We start from the raw sequence: 17,320 nt of genomic DNA, 5'->3' as shown, positions 1-17,320 counted from the left end.
CCGTTCACCAGGTGAAGCCCTTCTGGACCGGCATGCAGGCGTCCTTCTTGTCCCCGTGGAGCACGGCCGCCGAGGAGGGCGCCGCCGTCGGCTCGGCCGCCGCCTTGTAGGCGTCGCCGGTGCGCCAGTCGGCGCCGACGACCAGGGTGACGCCCGAGACGTCGGTCGACTTGCGCACCTGCTTCAGCGGCACACCGAGTGCCTTGGCCACCGCCTGGGCGTCGCCTTCGAGATCGGCGCTCGGGTAGAGCAGGGTGGTCTTGGCCTCCGCCGCGGCCGTGGTGTCCTTGGCGGCCTCGGTGAACCCCTTGCCCTGCAGGACCTGGGCGATCACACCGGCCCGCTGCGGGACCGGGGCCTGACCGTCGGCCCCGGTCCCGTTGCGGACCTGCACCGCGATCCGGTCGTCCGCGGCGGCGGGGTCCTTCGACTTCTGCTCGGTCCTGTGCTTCGCGCCGCGCCCGTCGAGCGCGGAGTCGTCGCGCACCATGGAGAGCAGCTGGTCGGAGTCCTGCGGTGCGGGCACCAGGCGGTTGTGGTCCTGCGACCACTGCACGGTGGGCAGCGTCGTCATCGTGATCCGCTTGGTGGGGACCTTCTTGAACTCCTCCGACAGGTCGTACAGCTTCTTGATCGTCCCCAGGCTCTCGTCGACCTGGAGCGCCTTCGTCGCCGTCTCCGCCAGGCTGCGCATCTTGCCCGGGTTGCTCAGCGTGGCGTTCTCGCGCAGCTGGCGCACCATCGCGTTCATGTACATGTGCTGGGCGTGGGTGCGGCCGAGGTCGGTGCCGTCCTCGAAGCCGTAGCGGGTGCGCAGCCACTGCAGGGCCTGCTGGCCCTTGACGTAGGTGGTGCCCTTCTTCAGCTTCAGGCCCGAGCCGTGACCGTCGGAGGTGTGCGACCAGACGTTCTGCTGCACACAGACGGGGACGCCGCCGATGGCGTCCGCCATGTCCACCACGCCGGAGAAGTCGACCATCATGAAGTGGTCGATGTGGATCTTGGTGAGGTGCTGCCAGGTGGCGACCGTGCAACCGGGTCCGCCACGGCCGAGCGAGTCGTTCGCCATGGCCAGCGTGCTCGCCGGGTACACGTGCCCGGTGTGCGGGTCGGTGCACTTGGGGATCGGGATCATCGTGTCGCGGGGAAGGCTGACCACGGACATGTTGCTGCGGTCGGCCGACACGTGCACCAGCATCTGCACGTCGGCGAGCGGCGGGCGGCCCACGTCCGCCTTGGAACCGCCGAGCTTGAGGTCCTTGGCGGTGTTCCGGCTGTCCGAGCCGATCAGCAGGACGTTCAGCGGCGTCTGGCCGGCCGCGTTCGGCGTCGCCTGCGGTACGTCGGAGTCGCCCAGGTTCAGCTTGTCCTTCTTGATGTTGGCGTTGAGGTGCTGGTAGTAGAGGTAGCCCGCGCCGGCGGTGCCGAGTATGACGACCGACAGGGTCAGCGCCGACCAGCGCAGTATCCGCCGCTTGGGCCGCGGCGGCGCCTGGTCCGTGCGGCGCCGGTGGCCGCTGTCGCGCGAGCGGCCGCCCGCGATCTCCGCCTCGTTCTCCGCCTCGGGTCGGCGGGCGCGCCGAGCGCGCGGTACCACCCCTTCGTCGTCCACGCTGCTGCGCGTCATCTCCAGCCCTCCCGCCCTCGGCACCCATACCGCGGCTTCGTTGCGCGCCCGTCCCCCCGGGAGGCCTGCGGCGCCCTGTCGGTTCTCTCTCGGCCGTGTGCCATGCGTTGCCGGGCACCAGGCCGAAGCGCGGGGTCGGCCCGGGGAGTTCCCGTGGCGTTGCCTCGCTCCTGCGCTCAGTTAGACGCAGAACAAAGCCCTGACGTCACGAGAAGCAATCAAACTTCGTCGGCCGGACAGTGCCCGGCGGCGGACGGCGCCTCGGCCGGCCGAGGGGCGCAACGCCCGAACCGGAGATGTCGATCCGGACGCCACTGGTCCGACGGATCGATGTGGTCCCCCCACACACGGCCCTGCGTGTCCACGGTCGCTTCGTCCTCCGTCGGGGCCGCACGACGAGTCGCCCCCAGCCAAGACCCTCGGTTCAGTCGATCGAACGGTGCACGGCGTCACGGCTGTTCAGCACCGGATCGCACACATTATCGGCACAATGTGGTGCCTGGTCATAGCGGTGACAATCCCCACTCCCGTACAACCGGTCGATTGGCCCGATATCTGGGGAATGGGGATCGCGTCTTGATTCGTGTTTTACCCATTGCGGATAATGGGTTGTCAGAAACGTTCCTTCTTCGGGGACTTGGACCGGGTGCGGCGCCCCGCCCCCGAGGCGGGGCCGTGCGCTCCTAGTTGCCGGAGACGGTGACCTTCTCGTCGTTCTTGAGCTCGTTCACCAGCGTCTTCATCTTCGTCCTGTCCCAGACGAGGTTGCCGCCCCTGGAACCTGCGATCGGCATGTTCAGCGAGGTGCCGTCACCGCCGCTGACGCCCTTCATGGCCCAGAACATGGACGCCAGGTCCCACAGGCCCATGTCCTTGTCCACGGTGAGCGAGTCCAGGCCCGCGCCCATGGTCGGGTAGAACGTGAACGGGTTGAGCACCGTGGACGGGGTGGCCACCTGATGGGCCAGCGCCGCCAGGAACTTCTGCTGGTTCTTGGTGCGCTGCAGGTCCTGCGCCGCGAAGGCGTGCCGGGTGCGGACGAAGGCCAGCGCCTCCTCGCCGTTCAGCGTCTGCTTGCCGGACTTGAAGTCCGCGCCCGAGTCCTTGTCCTTGAAGCCCTTGTCGATGGTGATCTCGACCCCGCCGACCGCGTCGACGATCTTCGCGAAGCCGCCGAAGCCGATCTCCACGTAGTGGTCGATGTGCAGACCGGTGTTGTACTCGATGGTGCGCACCAGCAGGGTCGGGCCGTCCTCGGCGTAGGCCGCGTTCAGCTTGGTGCGGCGGCCGGTGCCCGGGTAGACCTTCCCGGACGTCGACCCCTTGTACGACGGGATCTCCACGTCCGAGTCGCGCGGCAGCGAGAGCAGGGTGTCCCCGTTGTCGCCGACGTGCAGGATCATCATCGAGTCGGTGCGCTGGCCCTGCGCGGAACCCGTGTGCAGCTTCTTCTTGTCGTCGCTCGTCATGCCCTTGCGGCTGTCGGAGCCGACGATCAGGTAGTTGGTGCCCGAGCCGGCGTCGGGCCGGTCGATGACCTTGGACAGGTCGACGTCCCGGTGCAGCTTGGAGTCGGCCCAGAAGTAGGTCGCCACCGATGTGACGATGAGCACGCTCGCCAGCGTGATCGCCGTCCACTTGATGCGGCGCCGCCAGTTCGGCGCGGGCCGCGGGCCCCGGGTGCGGGTGCCCTCCGGGCCGTCGGGGCCGCCCGGGCCGCCGCCGTAGACGTGGCCCGTGTTGTAGCCGCTGTCGTAGTCGCCGTAGCCGTCGTCGTATCCCTGGCCGTCGACGTACGACGGCTGCGACGGGACTCCGCCGCCGTAGGCCGGTGCGGACGGGCCCGGGGTGCCGTACCCGCGCTGCCCGGGCGGCACGGGTCCGCCGCGCTGCACCTGACGCATCACGCGGGCGCCTTCCGGCTGCGCCCCGGCGCTGCCGCGTCCGTAACGCGGGCCGCGGTTGTTGTCGGATCCCTCGGGCCAGTCATTCATGGGCCCCAGTGTGCAGGGCACCGCTGTGTGCCTTACAAGGGATGTCGGAAAATCAGAGCGCCGCTGTTGCGAAGCTGACACAAATTCCGTGAATGTCGCTTCGGCATAAGGTGGGGGCCATGACAGACCAGGCCCCTGACGTGGATCAGGACATCCCGGGCAAGCCGACGTCCGCTTCCCGCACCACGCTCAGCCACATCATGACCCACAACGACACCAACCTGCTGGGTACGGTGCACGGCGGGGTGATCATGAAGCTGGTCGACGACGCGGCGGGCGCGGTGGCCGGCCGGCACTCCGGTGGTCCCGCCGTCACCGCCTCCATGGACGAGATGGCCTTCCTGGAGCCGGTGCGCGTGGGTGACCTGGTGCATGTGAAGGCCCAGGTCAACTGGACCGGCCGGACCTCCATGGAGGTCGGCGTCCGGGTGCTCGCCGAGCGTTGGAACGAGTCCGCGCCCGCTACCCAGGTCGGCTCGGCCTACCTGGTCTTCGCCGCCGTCGACGCCGACGGCAAGCCGCGCCGGGTGCCCCAGGTGATACCGGAGACCGAGCGCGACCGCCGCCGCAACCAGGAGGCGCAGATCCGCCGCACCCACCGCCTCGCCCGCCGCCGCGCGATCCGCGAGCTGCGCGAGAAGCGGGCGGCGGAGGGCATCGAGGACTGAGGCATCGAGGACCGGGGGCATCGAGGACCGACGTCCTCACGCGTGGACCGACGTCCTCACGCGTCCCCCGAGCACACCACCTCGTTGCCGCGCAGCACGTTCGCCTCCGGCCGTGACGGGTCCTCGAACCGCACCTGGTGGACGCCCTTGAAGTCGGCGCCCGCGGTCACCTTGAGCAGCGGTCCCTGGCCGGGCACCGGACGCAGCTCGCTGCCGGGCAGGGCCGCGGCCAGGGAGCGGGCCGAGCGGTCCCAGCGGGGGTCGTAAAAGATCACCGTGCGGGCCACGTGGGCGGGCGCGGTCACCGGCTGGTGCGTGGCGGCGAAGCCGGCCGCCGCGAGCGCGGCGTCGACCCGCTTGGCCAGCCCCATGGTGCCGGTGCCGTTCGCCACCTGCACCCGGATCTGCCGCGGGTCCACCTCCACCGGCGCCGGAACCGGGCCGCGGTGCGGGCGCTCCGCGGTCAGCGGCCTGTCGTCGCGCAGCGCCCGGAAGAGGCCGGCCGACCTGGCCGCGTCCCACTTCAGCGTCGAGCCGATGCCCTTGACCGCGAAGTTCATCTGCGCGATGGGCACCGTGGTGAACTCGGAGGAGGAGGGGGAGAAGGACCGCATCGCCCGGCCCAGGTCGAGCAGCTCGTCGGTGCCGAAGCCCTCGTCGGCGCGGACCGAGCCGAGCACCGCGCGGGTCACGTCGCGGAACTTCATCGGGTTCAGCAGCACCCCGGAGGAGGTGGCCTTCTCGATCAGGGCGGCCAGGAACCGCTGCTGTCGCTTCATCCGCCCGAGGTCGCTCGCGCTGTCGAGGTGCCGGGCGCGCACGTACTGCAGTGCCTGCCCGCCCAGGAGGGTGTGGGTGCCGGGGGAGAGGTCGAGCCCCGTGTACGAGTCCTTCAGCGGTGTCGTGGTGCAGAGCCGGACCCCGCCGAGGACGTCCACGGTCTTCATGAAGCTGGTGAAGTCGACCTCCAGGTAGTGGTCGATCTTCACGTGGGTCATGTTCTCGACCGTGCGCACGGTCAGCTGGGGGCCGCCCTCGGCGTAGGCGGCGTTCAGCTTGATCGGGTGCGGGCCGTGCTGCCTGCGGGTGGTCGCGTCCACGTGCGCGGGAGCCTCCGCGTACGAGTCGCGCGGCAGGCTCACCACCGTGGCCCGCTCCCGGTCCTCCGAGATGTGCACGATCATCATCGTGTCCGTGCAGTGGCAGGGCTGCCCGCCCAGGTGGTAGGCGCGCCGCTGCTGCTCGCTGATCCGGTCCCGGCCGTCGGTGCCGACCAGCAGGATGTTCATGCCATGGCCGGCGCTGGGCCGGTTCTTCATGTCCTTGAACGCGTCGACGCGGGCGATGCCGGAGTCGAGACTGGTCACGACCGCGTGCCCGATGCCGGCGGAGGCGAGCACCACGACGGACAGCGTGGAGACCGCCCGCATGGCCCAGCGCGGCCGTCGCGGCGGCGGGACGGACCGCGTGGGCCGCTCGGGCGGACGCGGCACCCTGCGGGGTGGCTGCGGACGCCGCTGGGGACGCTCAGGGGACCGAGACGGGCTGGGCAAGGAGGACACCTCCGGACGAGGCCGTACGTGGGATCCGTGAGCACGGTAGGCCGATACGATCTCCATCCCGCGTCCCGGCCCCGGCGGCGCGCACCGGTGTCCCCCGTTCGCGGTAACGTGAGCGTCTTATGAACGCCAAGCCCGACGTGCCGCTCCCCGCCGTTTCTGTGATCATGCCCGTCCTCAACGAGGAGCGGCATCTGCGTGGGGCCGTCCAAGCGATCCTCGCGCAGGAGTACGCCGGCGAGATGGAGGTCGTGATCGCCCTCGGTCCGTCCGTGGACCGCACGGACGAGATCGCCGCCGAGCTCGTGGCCGAGGACGCGCGTGTGCACACCGTCCCGAATCCGACCGGCCGCACGCCCGCCGCCCTGAACGCGGCGATCAAGGCGTCCCGGCACCCGATCGTGGTCCGTGTCGACGGCCACGGGATGCTGTCGCCGAACTACATCGCCACCGCCGTCCGGCTCCTGGAGGAGACCGGCGCGCAGAACGTCGGCGGCATCATGCACGCCGAGGGCGAGAACGACTGGGAGCACGCGGTCGCCGCCGCGATGACCTCGAAGATCGGCGTCGGCAACGCGGCCTTCCACACCGGTGGCCAGGCGGGTCCGGCGGAGACGGTCTACCTCGGTGTCTTCCGGCGTGAGGCGCTGGAGCAACAGGGCGGCTACAACGAGGAGTTCATCCGCGCCCAGGACTGGGAGCTGAACTTCCGCATCCGTGAGGCGGGCGGGCTGATCTGGTTCTCGCCCGAGCTGCGGGTGTCGTACCGGCCGCGTCCCTCCGTGCGGGCGCTGGCCAAGCAGTACAAGGACTACGGCCGCTGGCGGCACGTCGTCGCCCGCTACCACTCCGGCTCCATCAACGTGCGCTACCTCGCCCCGCCGACCGCGGTGTGCGCGATCGCGGCGGGCCTCGTGGTGGGCGTGGCCCTGACCCCGTGGGGTCTGGTGGTCCCGGGCGGCTACCTGGCGGCGATCGTCGCGGGCTCCCTCCCGGCGGGCAGGGGCCTGCCGGCGAAGGCCCGGCTGCAGATCCCGGTGGCCCTCGCCACCATGCACATGACCTGGGGCTGGGGGTTCCTGACGAGCCCGAAGGCGCTGGCGCGCAAGGTCATCGCGTCGCGGCGGCCGTCCGTGCGGACGGAGCCCGCGGTCTAGCGTTCCCCCGCACGACAGGGCGACGGCCTCCAGAACCCGTTCGGGTCCCGGAGGCCGTCGTCGTTCATGCCCGCCTCAGCCGGCGCACTTCTGCTTGTCCGCCGTGGACTTGTCGACCGAGGGCGCCTTGGCCGGAGTGGTGAGCGAGACGCCCGCGCCCTTGAAGTCCTTGCCCAGGGTCAGCGTCATCTCCGGCAGCCCCTGCGCGTTGGTCACGCTCTTGCCGGGTTCGAGTGCCGAGCCGGGCAGGCCCATGAGATGGGCCAGCTCCCGTGCCTGCGCCGCCTGGGCCGGTGCGTACTCGAGCGTGGTCTTGTCGAGTGCCTCGGGCGCGTTGCCCGCGTTCTCCGACTTGAGCACGCCCTTGTCGTTCTGCAGCCACTGGAGCGTGCTCTGCGCGCTGCCGCCCTGGGCCCCGCCGTTGAACACCCGCACCCGCACCTCGGAGGGCGCGGACCTGCTGCCCTTGAGCCGCGCGGCGGCCGCGTCCTTGGCCGCCTTCTTCTTTTTCTTCACCTCGGTGAAGGAGACGTCGTTCCTGATCGCGTCGAAGACCGGCGGGGCGGCGTTCGGGTTGACGATCACCGTCTTGTGGACGACGCCGTCGGCCGGGTTGTCGAGGACGGGCACCGTCACGAAGGAGATGTTCTTCGTCGGTACCTTCTTCAGCTCCAGCGCGACGTCCTTGAGCGTGCTCACCTTGCCGATGCCCTTGTCGACGGTGAGCGCCTTGGTGGCCGCCTCCGCCAGGTCGAGCAGCTTCGACGGGTCGGTGAGCGTGTCACCGGAGGTCATCTTGCGCATCAGGGAGGCCATGAACTGCTGCTGCACCTTGATGCGGTCCAGGTCGCCCTGGTTGCCCCAGCTGTGCCGGGTGCGGACGAACGCCAGCGCCTGCTCGCCCTCGACCTTCGAGGGGCCGGCGGGCAGTTTGAGGTGCGAGTCCTTGTCGTTCACCGCGTGGGCGAGGCACACGTCGACGCCGCCGACCGCGGTCGTGAGCGTCTTCACGGCGTTGAAGTCGACCATGACGAAGTGGTCGGGCGTGATGCCGGTGACCTCCTTCACCGTGCGCATCGTGCAGCCCGGGTCGCGGCCCTCCTGGCCGAGGCTCTCGTTGAAGCGGACCTGGCGGGAGCCGGGGATGACCTTCTCGGAGCCGTCGGGCTGGATGGTCTGGCAGTCCGGCACGTCCACGACCAGGTCGCGCGGGATGCTCAGCGCGGTCGCGTTCGTACGGTCCTTGGAGACGTGCAGCAGGATGTTGGTGTCGGCGTGCCCGACGCTGTTCGCGTCGCCGTAGCCCTTGTTGCCCTTGCCGGTGCGCTTGTCGGTGCCGATGATCAGGATGTTGAAGGCGTCGTCCTTGCTGAAGCCGTCCTTGGCCGCGTTGCCGACGTCCGTCGTCGTGACGTTTCCCTCGAGGTGCTTGAGGTACAGGTAACCGGCGGCGCCGACGGCGATCACCACGAACGCCGTGCCGCCGGCGGTCCAGGCGAGGATCTTCTTGGCCTTGCCCTTCTTCTTCACCGGCCGCCGGGTGCGCCGCCCCTGCGGCTGCTCCGGCTCGGTGCCCCGGCGTCGGCCCGACCGCGGCGGCGGTACCTCGCCGCCGCGCTGCCGGCCCGTCTCACGGGTCCCGTCGGCCGCCGGGTCCGGGCGACGGCGCGGCGCCGAGCCGTTGCCGCCACGCGGATTCGGTCTACGGGGCCCGGGTACCGGCGACTGCGCTGCGGAATTGTTCAGTCGCAGTTCGTATTCGCCGGTGTTCGGATTGAGTACCCACTGGTCTGCGGGGTCGATGTTCTCCGCCCGCCCACGGCTCTGCGCGTCCACGGTTGTCCGAATCCTCCGTCGGGGCCACGCGGCGCCTTCCCCCAAGGCGCTCGGGTCTCGGTGAATCAGTGCGCGACCCCAGGACGGACCTCGTGGCCGGGTGCACCGGATCGCTCACACTATCGGCCCAGTTCAGCCGGAAGCGACGCCGATGACAAATTGCGCATCCCTACAACTGGGCAATCCATGCCATTTTCCTGAACACAAGTTCGCTGTTTTGGTCAGCGCATTACTCGCAGGCGTGCTCGGCGGCCGTGCTGCCGCGGAAGGTCGGGGCGGGCGAGGGGCTCTGCGCCGACTCCTGCGGGCCTCCCCGCGAGGGGGCGCCCGAGGGGCTGCCGGAAGGGCTGCCGGAGGGCCCGCCGTCCGGGCTCCGCGGTGCGGTGTCCCGGGCCACCACCACTGGCTGGTCCGACCGCAGCCGCGCGAACAGCCGTTCCGCCTCGGGCTCCACGAGCTGGTCGCGGTTGGAGTCGTAGACGTACGACTCCCGCGGCACCGTCAGGAACTGCACATGTTCCGTGGGGATGTCGCGCAGTCCGCGGACCAACTGGTACAAGCCACGCAGACTCGCCAGTTCCGGATCGGTGGTGAGCGAGGAGGTCGCCGCGTCCAGCACCGGGTAGAGCTTCACCGGGTTCAGCAGCACGTCGTCGCTCTGCACCTTGTCGACCAGCGCGCCGAGGAACCGCTGCTGCCGCTCCATCCGTTCGGTGTCGCTGCCGTCGCCGAGCGACTCGCGGGCCCGTACGAATCCCAGGGCCTGCTCCCCGTCGAGGGTCACCGGGCCCGCCGGCAGCTTCAGCCGGGCCGCCTTGTCGTCGATGGGCTCCTTCAGGCACACCCGCACGCCGTCGACCGCGTCGACCATGTCCTTGAACCCGCTGAAGTCGACCACCATGTGATGGTCGACGCGGATGCCGGTCAGCTTCTCGACGGTCCGCACGGTGCAGGCCGAACCACCCAGCTGGAAGGCGTGGTTGAACATCGCGAACACCGGTGCGCCCTGACTGCCGTCCTGCCGCCGGCAGCCGGGGATGTCCACCATCAGGTCCCGGGGCAGCGAGACGGCCGTGGCATCGCGCCGGTCGGCGGCCAGATGCAGCAGGATCGTGGTGTCGGACCGCTCACTGCCCAGGTCCCGCCCGTACTCCCGGTTGCCGTCCCCGGCCCGGGTGTCCGACCCGATCAGCAGGATGTTCTGCGCGCCCCGCACCAGTGCGGTGGGCCGCTCCCGCTCGTAGCGCGCGAGTTCGGCGGCGGCCCGCTCGTCCGGGGTGATGTTGGCGCTGAGCTTCGCGTACAGCGCCCAGCCGGTCCCGGCCGCCGCCGCGACGAACACGGCCACGCCCAGCGCGGTCCCGTGCGTCCAGCGCCGCCGGCGCCGGCGCGCCAGCCCCTCGCCGGTCGCCGACGAGCCGTTCCCGAGCCCGTGACCGGAGCCATGACCGGGACCGGGATCCGGGCCGGGGGACGGGCGAACGCTGTCGGACACGGTGCGGGCCCCCTCACGGCGTACGAGCGTCACGTCCTGCTCCTACGACCATGGCGGGGGCGGTGGGGCAAGGCCCCCTCAGCTACTCCGAGTGGGGGACCCCGCCGTCGCCTCGGCACGTGGCGGTTGCCCGTCGGCTCGGTGCCGCGTGGGGAGATCCGTCGGCTCAGTGCCGCGTGGCGGTCGCCCGTCGGCTCAGTGCCGCGCAGCGGTCGCACGTCGCATCGGTGCCGCGTGGGGGAGAACGGCCGCCTCAGTGCCGCGCAGCGGTCGCCCGCCGCCTCAGTGCCGCGCGGCGGTCACCCGCTCGTCCTCGATCCGCCTGGCGAGCACTTCACCGTCCACCCGGTCCAGGTTCCGGCACAGCACCACGGACCCGCCGACCGCCAGCGGCGCGTACAGCCCCGCGCTCAGCCCCTCCCAGGTGTCGTACGACAGCCCCGACAGCAGCCGCGATCCCGGACCGGTCAGATCCAGCGCGGGCGCGTCGGCCCGGGCGCGCTCGACGACCTCGGCCCCGCTCAGTTCGGCCCCCGCGACGATGAGTGCCGGCTCCTCGGCGTCCACCGGCGCGAACGGCGCGAACCGGTCGCCCTGACCGGGCACCTCCACGGCGTAGTCGGCGAAGCCGGCCGGCGGCTGCGGGAAGCGGCCGCCCAGCGGACGCAGGGCGAGGGCGACCCGCTCCCCGCGGCAGGCCCGCGCCGCCTCCAGCGAGTCCGGGCCGCTGACGACGACGTCGGCTGCGGCCGGGTCACCGGCCACGTCCGCCACCGCCCCCACCGACGCACAGGCGAGCAGCCACACGGCCGTCTGCCAGTGCGCGGGCAGCAGCAGCGCGACCCGGTCGCCGGGACCGGCGGACAGGTCGCCCTGGAGCAGGTTCGCGGTCTTGGCCACCCAGTTGGCGAAGGTGGCGACGGACAGTTCCACGCGTTCGCCCGTGGCGTCGTCGTAGAAGGTCACCAGAGGGCGGCCGGGGTCCGCGGCGAGCGCGGAACGCAGCAGGTCGGCGGGGGTGCGATCGGTGGCGTTCACGCGCGCAAGGTTACGCCGGGGCGGACGGCCGCACCGGGGGACGGTGCCACCGCCCCGGCGTGGCGGCCCGTCGTGGCCGTCCCCCGGCTTCGGGCCTCCTCGGTCATCCGCAGTAGCCACCGCTACCGCGTCGGGAGCACGGGGCGGCGGGACACCGGCCACGCCTTCCTCGTCGACCTGTGCGGAACGCTCTACGAGGGCCGGCCCGGGGTCGCGGCGAAGGCGGTGCCCGGCGCCCGCACCCCCGGCCCGGCTCCGGCGGCACGGGCATCGCGGTGATCGGCGCATACGCCTCGGCCAGGCCGTCCGGTGCCCCCGGCACGGCCGTCGTCCCGCTCGCCGCGGAGGCCCCGACGTTCCGGCGCCCGTGCCCGAGGCAGGACCCGCCCGGCGCCGGGCGGTGGCAATCTGTGCCCAAAGGGGAAGAACGTACGACTGAACGTGATCTCCGGCCACCGGGACCGACAGGTCACCGAGTGTCCGGGCGAGCGGCTCCACGCCGGCGCGTTCGCCGCCGTCGGGGGGCGGGTGGGGGAGGCCCGGGGGGCCTACGGGGGGTCGGACGGGGGAATCCGGACGCCGATCTCGCGGGACACCGCGCGGCCATCGAAGGCACCGTCGCACGGTCTGCATACACTGACCGGCCGAAACGAGTAGTTGGGCCGGTCCCGGCAGGAAGCAGAGACGACAGGTGACAGAAGCGATCCTCCTGGTCGGCGGCAAAGGCACCCGGCTGCGCCCGCTCACGGTGCACACGCCCAAGCCGATGGTGCCGGCGGCCGGGGTGCCGTTCCTCACGCACCAGCTGGCGAGGGCCAGAGCGGCGGGCGTGGAGCACATCGTCCTCGCGACGAGTTACCTCGCCGAGGTCTTCGAGCCCTACTTCGGCGACGGCGCCTCCCTCGGTCTGCACATCGAGTACGTCACCGAGGAGGAGCCGCTCGGCACGGGCGGTGCCCTGCGCAACGTGGCCTCGCGGCTGCACTCGGGCCCCGACGACCCGGTGCTGATCTTCAACGGCGACATCCTGACCGGCCTGGACATCCGGGCCCTGGTGGACACGCACGAGTCGACCGGCGCGGACGTCTCCCTGCACCTGACCAGGGTGACCGACCCGCGCGCGTACGGCCTCGTCCCCACCGACGGGTCGGGCCGCGTGCTCGCCTTCCTGGAGAAGCCGCAGACGCCCGAGGAGATCGTCACCGACCAAATCAACGCGGGGGCGTACGTCTTCCGCCGCTCGGTCATCGACAGCATCCCGGCGGGCCGCCCGGTGTCCGTGGAGCGCGAGACGTTCCCCGGGCTGCTGTCGGCCGGGGCCCACCTCCAGGGCATGGTCGACTCCACCTACTGGCTGGACCTGGGCACCCCCGCGGCCTTCGTCCGCGGCTCGGCGGACCTGGTCCTGGGCCGCGCGCCGTCCCCCGCGGTCCCCGGCCGCTGCGGCGACTTCCTGGTGCTGCCCACCGCGACGGTCGCCCCACAGGCGAAGCTGACGGGCGGCACGGTGGTCGGCGAGGGCGCGTCCGTCGCCGAGGGCGCGCGGGTCTTCGGCTCGACCATCCTGCCCGGCGCCGTCATCGAGTCCGGCGCCGTCGTCACCGACTCCCTCATCGGCAGCCGGGCCCGGGTCGGCGAGCGCTCCGTGCTCACCGGCACGGTCGTCGGCGACGGAGCGGTGGTCGGCCCCGACAACGAACTGCGCGAGGGCGTACGGGTCTGGTGCGACGCCCGCATCCCGGCGGGAGCGGTCCGCTTCTCCTCCGACCAGTAGCCGCACGGACGGGCCGGGGGTGTGGCCGCGGGGCCGCGCTCCCGGCGGCCGGCGCCGAGCCGTGCGCGGCGCGGGTCCCGGCCGCCTCACAGCAGGCCGATGTCCACCTTGGGCATCTTCGGAGCCCTGCGCGCCGGCGTGTTGCCGCTGAGCAGGATCAGCCGGGCCGCGCGGTGCCGCTGCCCGGCGTAGGGCTCCAGCAGGCGCAGCATCTCGGCGTCGTCGGCGTGCCGGTCGCCCGCCAGCGCCCAGCCGACGATCCCCGGCAGGTGCAGGTCGCCGGTCGTCACCTCGTCCGCCGCGCCATGACTGCGCTGCACGACCTCCGCCGACGTCCAGGGACCGATCCCCGGGACGACCTGCAGCCGCGCCCGTGCCTCGGCCGGCGGCATCCCCACCGCCTGCTCCAGCCGCGCGGCGACCCGCACGGCCCGCAGGACGGTGGACGCCCGCTTGTCGTCCACGCCGGCCCGGTGCCACTCCCAGGAGGGGATCAGCGCCCAGGTCCGGGGCGCGGGCATCACCCACATCGGCTGCTCGCCGGTCCCCGCGGGACCCGGCGCCGGCTCCCCGAACCCGCGCACCAGCCGCCGCCACGCCCGGTAGGCCTCGTAGGTGGTGACCTTCTGCTCCAGCACCGACGGGATCAGCGACTCCAGCACCAGCCCGGTCCGGGTCAGCCGCAGTCCCGGCCGGTGGTGTCGGGCCAGCGCCACCACCCGGTGCCGGGGCACGAACGCGTCCGGCTCGTCGGCGGCACCGAGCAGGTCGGGCAGCCCGTCCAGCAGCCACTCGGCGCCCGGTCCCCACGCCTCGCCCCGCACCTCGCCGCCCGAGGCGTGCACGCGCAGCGTCCCGGGGCCCGCGGGCGTACGCGTGGCCCGCCACACGGACCCGTCCCGGGCCGCCCGGAACGTGGGGTCGCCGGGGCCGCGCCGCAGCGGACCGAGCACCAGGCCGAGGTCGAGCGGCCCCTCGGGCACCCACCGCCGGACCCGCGCCGGTGCCGTGACCTGTCTCGGCACCTCGGCGGGCACGGCGACCTCCCCGCCGCGCACGGTCGTGCGCGTGGGCCGCGGGGCGAAGCGTCCTGCCACGGATGAGGTCCTGGGGTGTCGGTGCTGCGGGTGCCGGTGCTGCGGTGTCGGTACGAGCGGTGTGCCCGGTGCTGCGGGGACCGCCCTATGAGACTAGGGGAGACCGGGCGGTCCCACGGGACACTCACCGCACCTCGATGAACGCCTCCGCGTCCCGTTCCGGCCGCGGCCCCGGCTCCTCGTCCGGGTGGCCGACCGCCACCGCGCCCATCGGGTCCCAGCCGGCCGGGAGGTCCAGCACCTCGCGCACCACGTCCCGGCAGAACATCGTCGAGGACACCCAGGCCGACCCCAGCCGCTCCCCGGCCAGCGCGACCAGCAGGTTCTGCACCCCGGCGCCGGCCGCGACCACGAACATCTCCCGCTCGGCGCCGTCGCGCCGCGCGTCGCCGTAGGTGTGCGAGCCGTCCATGACGAGGCACGGCACGACGAGGTACGGCGCGTTGCGCAGCACGTCCCCGCGCCGGATCCGCCTGGCGACGGACTCCTCGCTCCTGCCGTCGCGGCGCAGGTCCGCGATCCAGGCGTCGCGCATCGCGTCGAGCAGCCGGACCCGGGACTCCGCCGACTCCAGCAGCACGAACCGCCAGGGCGTGGTGTGGTGCGGGGCGGGCGCGGTCACGGCGGCGGCCACCGCGCGCCGGACGGCGCCGGGGTCCACGGGTTCGTCGGTGAAGGCCCGCACGGTACGGCGCTGGGTGACGGCCTCGCGCACCGCCTCGGACGTGCCGAGCCGGAACATGTCGTCCCGGGCGGTCCGCACCAGCGCCCGCGCCCCTTCGCCGTGCTCGGCGGTCACGGCGCGGGCGAGCCCGCGCACGACGGCGACCGGCCGCCCCGCCGCCTTGCCCTTGACCAGGTCACCGGCGGCGGCCAGCTCGTCGGCGGTGGCGACGACGGTGGCGGCGAGCGGATTGCCGTACGCGTCCGTGCCGCCGCGCAGGTCGTCCAGCACCCGTACACCGGCGGCGCCGATCGCCACATCGGTGAGTCCCGCGCGCCAGGGGCGCCCGAAGGTGTCCGTGACGACGACCCCGACATCGACGCCGAGCGCGTCGCGCAGTCCCTCGCGGATCGCGCGCGCGGAGGCGTCCGGGTCCTCGGGCAGCAGGAGCACGGTGCCGGCGGGGGTGTTGGAGGCGTCGACCCCGGCGGCGGCCATGACCAGGCCCTGCCGGTTCTCGACGATGCGCAGGGTGCCGCGGCGGGCCACCACCCGCACCGTCTCGGCGTCGATGGCGGCCTCCCGGTCGTCGGCCCGGACGATCCGGCCCTCCGCCTTGGAGACGATCTTGGAGGTGACGAGCAGCACGTCCCCGTCGGCCAGCCCGGGCCCGGCCGCGGCGATCAGCTTGGCCAGGTCGTCGCCCGGCTGCACCTCGGGGATCCCGGACAGGGCACGGACCGTGTACTGCGGGCGCTCGTCGCTCATGCCCTCCGCGCTCATGCCCCGCGCACCTCCTCGGCCAGCGCCAGGGCCTCCCGGGCCATCTGCGCGGCCGCGTCCAGGTCGGTCATCATCAGGGGTACGGCCCGGCAGCGGATCCCGTCCGCCTCGACCCGCTCGACCACGCCCGCGTCGACGGTGTCGACCAGCCAGCCGTCCAGCAGCCCGGAGCCGTAGTGCTCGGCCACCGCCGCGGCCGTGGACTCCACGCCGACCGCGGCGAGCACCTTGTCGGCCATCCCGCGCACCGGCGCGTCACCGACGATGGGGGAGAGGCCCACCACCGGCACGCCCGCCTCCGCGATCGCCTCCCGGATGCCGGGCACGGCGAGGATCGTGCCGATGGACACGACCGGGTTGGACGGCGGGAAGAGGATGACGTCCGCCCCGGCGATGGCCTCCAGGACCCCCGGCGCGGGCTTCGACTGCTCGGCGCCCACCGGCACGACCGCCTCGGCCGGGACCGAGGCGCGCAGCCGCACCCAGTACTCCTGGAAATGGACCGCCCTGCGCTCGCCGTCCAGATCGACGGCCACATGGGTCTCCACGCGGTCGTCGGTCATCGGGATCAGCCGCACGCCGGGCTTCCAGCGCTCGCACAGCGCCTCGGTGACGGCGCTCAGCGGATAACCGGCGCCGAGCATCTGCGTCCGCACGATGTGCGTGGCGAAGTCCCGGTCGCCGAGCCCGAACCACTCGGGTCCGACGCCGTAGGCCGCCAGTTCCTCCTTGAGGTGGAAGGTCTCGTCAGTCCGCCCCCAGCCCTGCTCCTCGTTGATGCCGCCGCCCAGCGTGTACATCACCGTGTCGAGATCCGGGCAGACCTTCAGCCCGAAGAGGTGGATGTCGTCGCCGGTGTTGCCGATCACCGTGACGTCCGCGTCCGGCACGGCCCGCTTCAGACCGCGCAGGAACCGTGCACCACCGATGCCGCCTGCCAGAACCACAATGCGCATGCGCCAAGTCTCGCAGGCGGCTACGGCAAAGTGTCAGGCAGTCACCGGTCGCGCCTCGCAGTGCGGCGCGGTGGCCGCGTGCATCGGCATCTCGGTCAGTCCCGGGTGGTAGAGGTGCAGGCTGACCGCCGGCTCCAGCGTGTCGTTGACCACCTCGTGCACGTATCCCGGCGCGAAGACCCGCTGCGCGCCGGGCGCGAGCGCGTGCGTACCCCGCGGGGTGTGCTCGGTGAGGGTGCCCTCCAGGACGGCCAGCACCCCGGAGGAGCGCCCGTGGTCGTGCCGCCCGCTGCCCTGTCCGGGCACCCAGGACAGCAGCCACACCTCGTAGCCGGGGCCGGTGCGCAGCCGGTGGTACCAGCGGGTGGTGGCGTCGTAGCGGACGAGGTGCGCCCACTGGGAGCGGTCGGCGGCGATGTCGCGGGCCAGGCCCGCGAACTCGGCGACGGTGGCCGGGTGCTCGCGCGGGGGCTGGAGGAGGTGCGGGACCTCGAGGATGTCGCCGGCGATCTGGAGGTCGCTGTCGCTGTTCATGGAGGTGGTTCCTCGGCAAGGAGTGGGGTGCCCGGGCGGGGCTCTGCGAAGGAGGAAGCGGTCGAGCCGGGGGCTCGACACGGCCGGAGCGGTGGCTCGAAAGGAGCGGTGGCTCAACAGCCGCGACAGCGACAACAG

General features: G+C 72.5%; 13 protein-coding genes. 3 read left to right on the top strand and 10 right to left on the bottom strand.

The window, feature by feature from the left end; translation table 11 throughout:
* Nucleotides 1–4 precede the first annotated feature (4 nt).
* Together B446_RS15815 and B446_RS15810 are read right to left on the bottom strand one after the other, a co-directional pair.
* Nucleotides 5–1,627, bottom strand: a complete 1,623-nt coding sequence (locus B446_RS15815; RefSeq protein ID WP_020940452.1) for an LCP family protein — start codon at nucleotides 1,625–1,627, stop codon at nucleotides 5–7.
* Between the two features lie 683 nt (nucleotides 1,628–2,310).
* A complete protein-coding gene (locus B446_RS15810; protein WP_020940451.1) occupies nucleotides 2,311–3,621 on the bottom strand; it encodes an LCP family protein in 1,311 nt (436 codons plus the stop codon).
* Nucleotides 3,622–3,740: 119 nt separating this feature from the next.
* Here B446_RS15810 and B446_RS15805 point away from each other — a divergent pair, with 119 nt between their 5' ends.
* The gene (locus tag B446_RS15805; protein ID WP_043475677.1) at nucleotides 3,741–4,289 is read left to right on the top strand and encodes an acyl-CoA thioesterase; all 549 of its coding nucleotides are present in this window, start codon (nucleotides 3,741–3,743) and stop codon (nucleotides 4,287–4,289) included.
* A 56-nt stretch (nucleotides 4,290–4,345) separates the two neighbouring features.
* On the opposite strand, the gene B446_RS15800 is transcribed toward B446_RS15805, so the two are convergent.
* Nucleotides 4,346–5,719, bottom strand: coding sequence for an LCP family protein (locus B446_RS15800; protein WP_020940449.1), 1,374 nt, complete (start codon nucleotides 5,717–5,719; stop codon nucleotides 4,346–4,348).
* A 251-nt stretch (nucleotides 5,720–5,970) separates the two neighbouring features.
* Here B446_RS15800 and B446_RS15795 point away from each other — a divergent pair, with 251 nt between their 5' ends.
* Entirely contained in the window at nucleotides 5,971–7,005 is a 1,035-nt protein-coding gene (locus B446_RS15795; RefSeq protein ID WP_020940448.1) for a glycosyltransferase family 2 protein, read from the top strand.
* A gap of 75 nt (nucleotides 7,006–7,080) precedes the next feature.
* Here B446_RS15795 and B446_RS15790 read toward each other — a convergent pair whose 3' ends face one another.
* From B446_RS15790 to B446_RS15780, 3 genes are all read right to left on the bottom strand, one after another.
* Nucleotides 7,081–8,841, bottom strand: a complete 1,761-nt coding sequence (locus B446_RS15790) for an LCP family protein (protein WP_020940447.1) — start codon at nucleotides 8,839–8,841, stop codon at nucleotides 7,081–7,083.
* Between the two features lie 229 nt (nucleotides 8,842–9,070).
* Nucleotides 9,071–10,237, bottom strand: coding sequence for an LCP family protein (locus tag B446_RS15785; RefSeq protein ID WP_043478401.1), 1,167 nt, complete (start codon nucleotides 10,235–10,237; stop codon nucleotides 9,071–9,073).
* A gap of 381 nt (nucleotides 10,238–10,618) precedes the next feature.
* The gene (locus B446_RS15780) at nucleotides 10,619–11,374 is read right to left on the bottom strand and encodes a TIGR03089 family protein (RefSeq protein WP_020940445.1); all 756 of its coding nucleotides are present in this window, start codon (nucleotides 11,372–11,374) and stop codon (nucleotides 10,619–10,621) included.
* A 691-nt stretch (nucleotides 11,375–12,065) separates the two neighbouring features.
* Here B446_RS15780 and B446_RS15770 point away from each other — a divergent pair.
* Nucleotides 12,066–13,148, top strand: coding sequence for a sugar phosphate nucleotidyltransferase (locus B446_RS15770; RefSeq protein WP_020940442.1), 1,083 nt, complete (start codon nucleotides 12,066–12,068; stop codon nucleotides 13,146–13,148).
* Between the two features lie 86 nt (nucleotides 13,149–13,234).
* On the opposite strand, the gene B446_RS15765 is transcribed toward B446_RS15770, so the two are convergent.
* The 4 genes from B446_RS15765 to B446_RS15750 all read right to left on the bottom strand — a co-directional run bounded on the left by B446_RS15765 (nucleotide 13,235) and on the right by B446_RS15750 (nucleotide 17,182).
* Complete coding sequence (locus B446_RS15765; protein WP_020940441.1) at nucleotides 13,235–14,245, bottom strand: DNA-3-methyladenine glycosylase family protein; 1,011 nt, start codon at nucleotides 14,243–14,245, stop codon at nucleotides 13,235–13,237.
* A 124-nt stretch (nucleotides 14,246–14,369) separates the two neighbouring features.
* Entirely contained in the window at nucleotides 14,370–15,692 is a 1,323-nt protein-coding gene (locus B446_RS15760) for a coenzyme F420-0:L-glutamate ligase (protein ID WP_020940440.1), read from the bottom strand.
* Entirely contained in the window at nucleotides 15,689–16,648 is a 960-nt protein-coding gene (gene cofD / locus B446_RS15755) for a 2-phospho-L-lactate transferase (RefSeq protein ID WP_020940439.1), read from the bottom strand. Before cofD ends, B446_RS15760 begins: the two co-directional genes overlap by 4 nt.
* Nucleotides 16,649–16,681: 33 nt before the next feature.
* On the bottom strand, nucleotides 16,682–17,182 hold the full coding sequence (locus B446_RS15750; RefSeq protein ID WP_020940438.1) for a cysteine dioxygenase: 501 nt from the start codon (nucleotides 17,180–17,182) through the stop codon (nucleotides 16,682–16,684).
* Nucleotides 17,183–17,320 lie beyond the last annotated feature (138 nt).

It is taken from the genome of Streptomyces collinus Tu 365, from assembly GCF_000444875.1.
Taxonomy (GTDB): Bacteria; Actinomycetota; Actinomycetes; order Streptomycetales; family Streptomycetaceae; genus Streptomyces; species Streptomyces collinus_A.
Note: the sequence above shows the minus strand (reverse complement) of the source record. Positions and strands in the feature narration are given on the sequence as shown.

Coding starts and splice junctions, on each gene's coding strand:
- cofD (WP_020940439.1), bottom strand. CDS start 16,648: ATGCGCATTGTGGTTCTGGCAGGCGGCATCGGTGGTGCACGGTTCCTG.
- B446_RS15800 (WP_020940449.1), bottom strand. CDS start 5,719: ATGCGGGCGGTCTCCACGCTGTCCGTCGTGGTGCTCGCCTCCGCCGGC.
- B446_RS15795 (WP_020940448.1), top strand. CDS start 5,971: ATGAACGCCAAGCCCGACGTGCCGCTCCCCGCCGTTTCTGTGATCATG.
- B446_RS15815 (WP_020940452.1), bottom strand. CDS start 1,627: ATGACGCGCAGCAGCGTGGACGACGAAGGGGTGGTACCGCGCGCTCGG.
- B446_RS15760 (WP_020940440.1), bottom strand. CDS start 15,692: ATGAGCGCGGAGGGCATGAGCGACGAGCGCCCGCAGTACACGGTCCGT.
- B446_RS15810 (WP_020940451.1), bottom strand. CDS start 3,621: ATGAATGACTGGCCCGAGGGATCCGACAACAACCGCGGCCCGCGTTAC.
- B446_RS15750 (WP_020940438.1), bottom strand. CDS start 17,182: ATGAACAGCGACAGCGACCTCCAGATCGCCGGCGACATCCTCGAGGTC.
- B446_RS15805 (WP_043475677.1), top strand. CDS start 3,741: ATGACAGACCAGGCCCCTGACGTGGATCAGGACATCCCGGGCAAGCCG.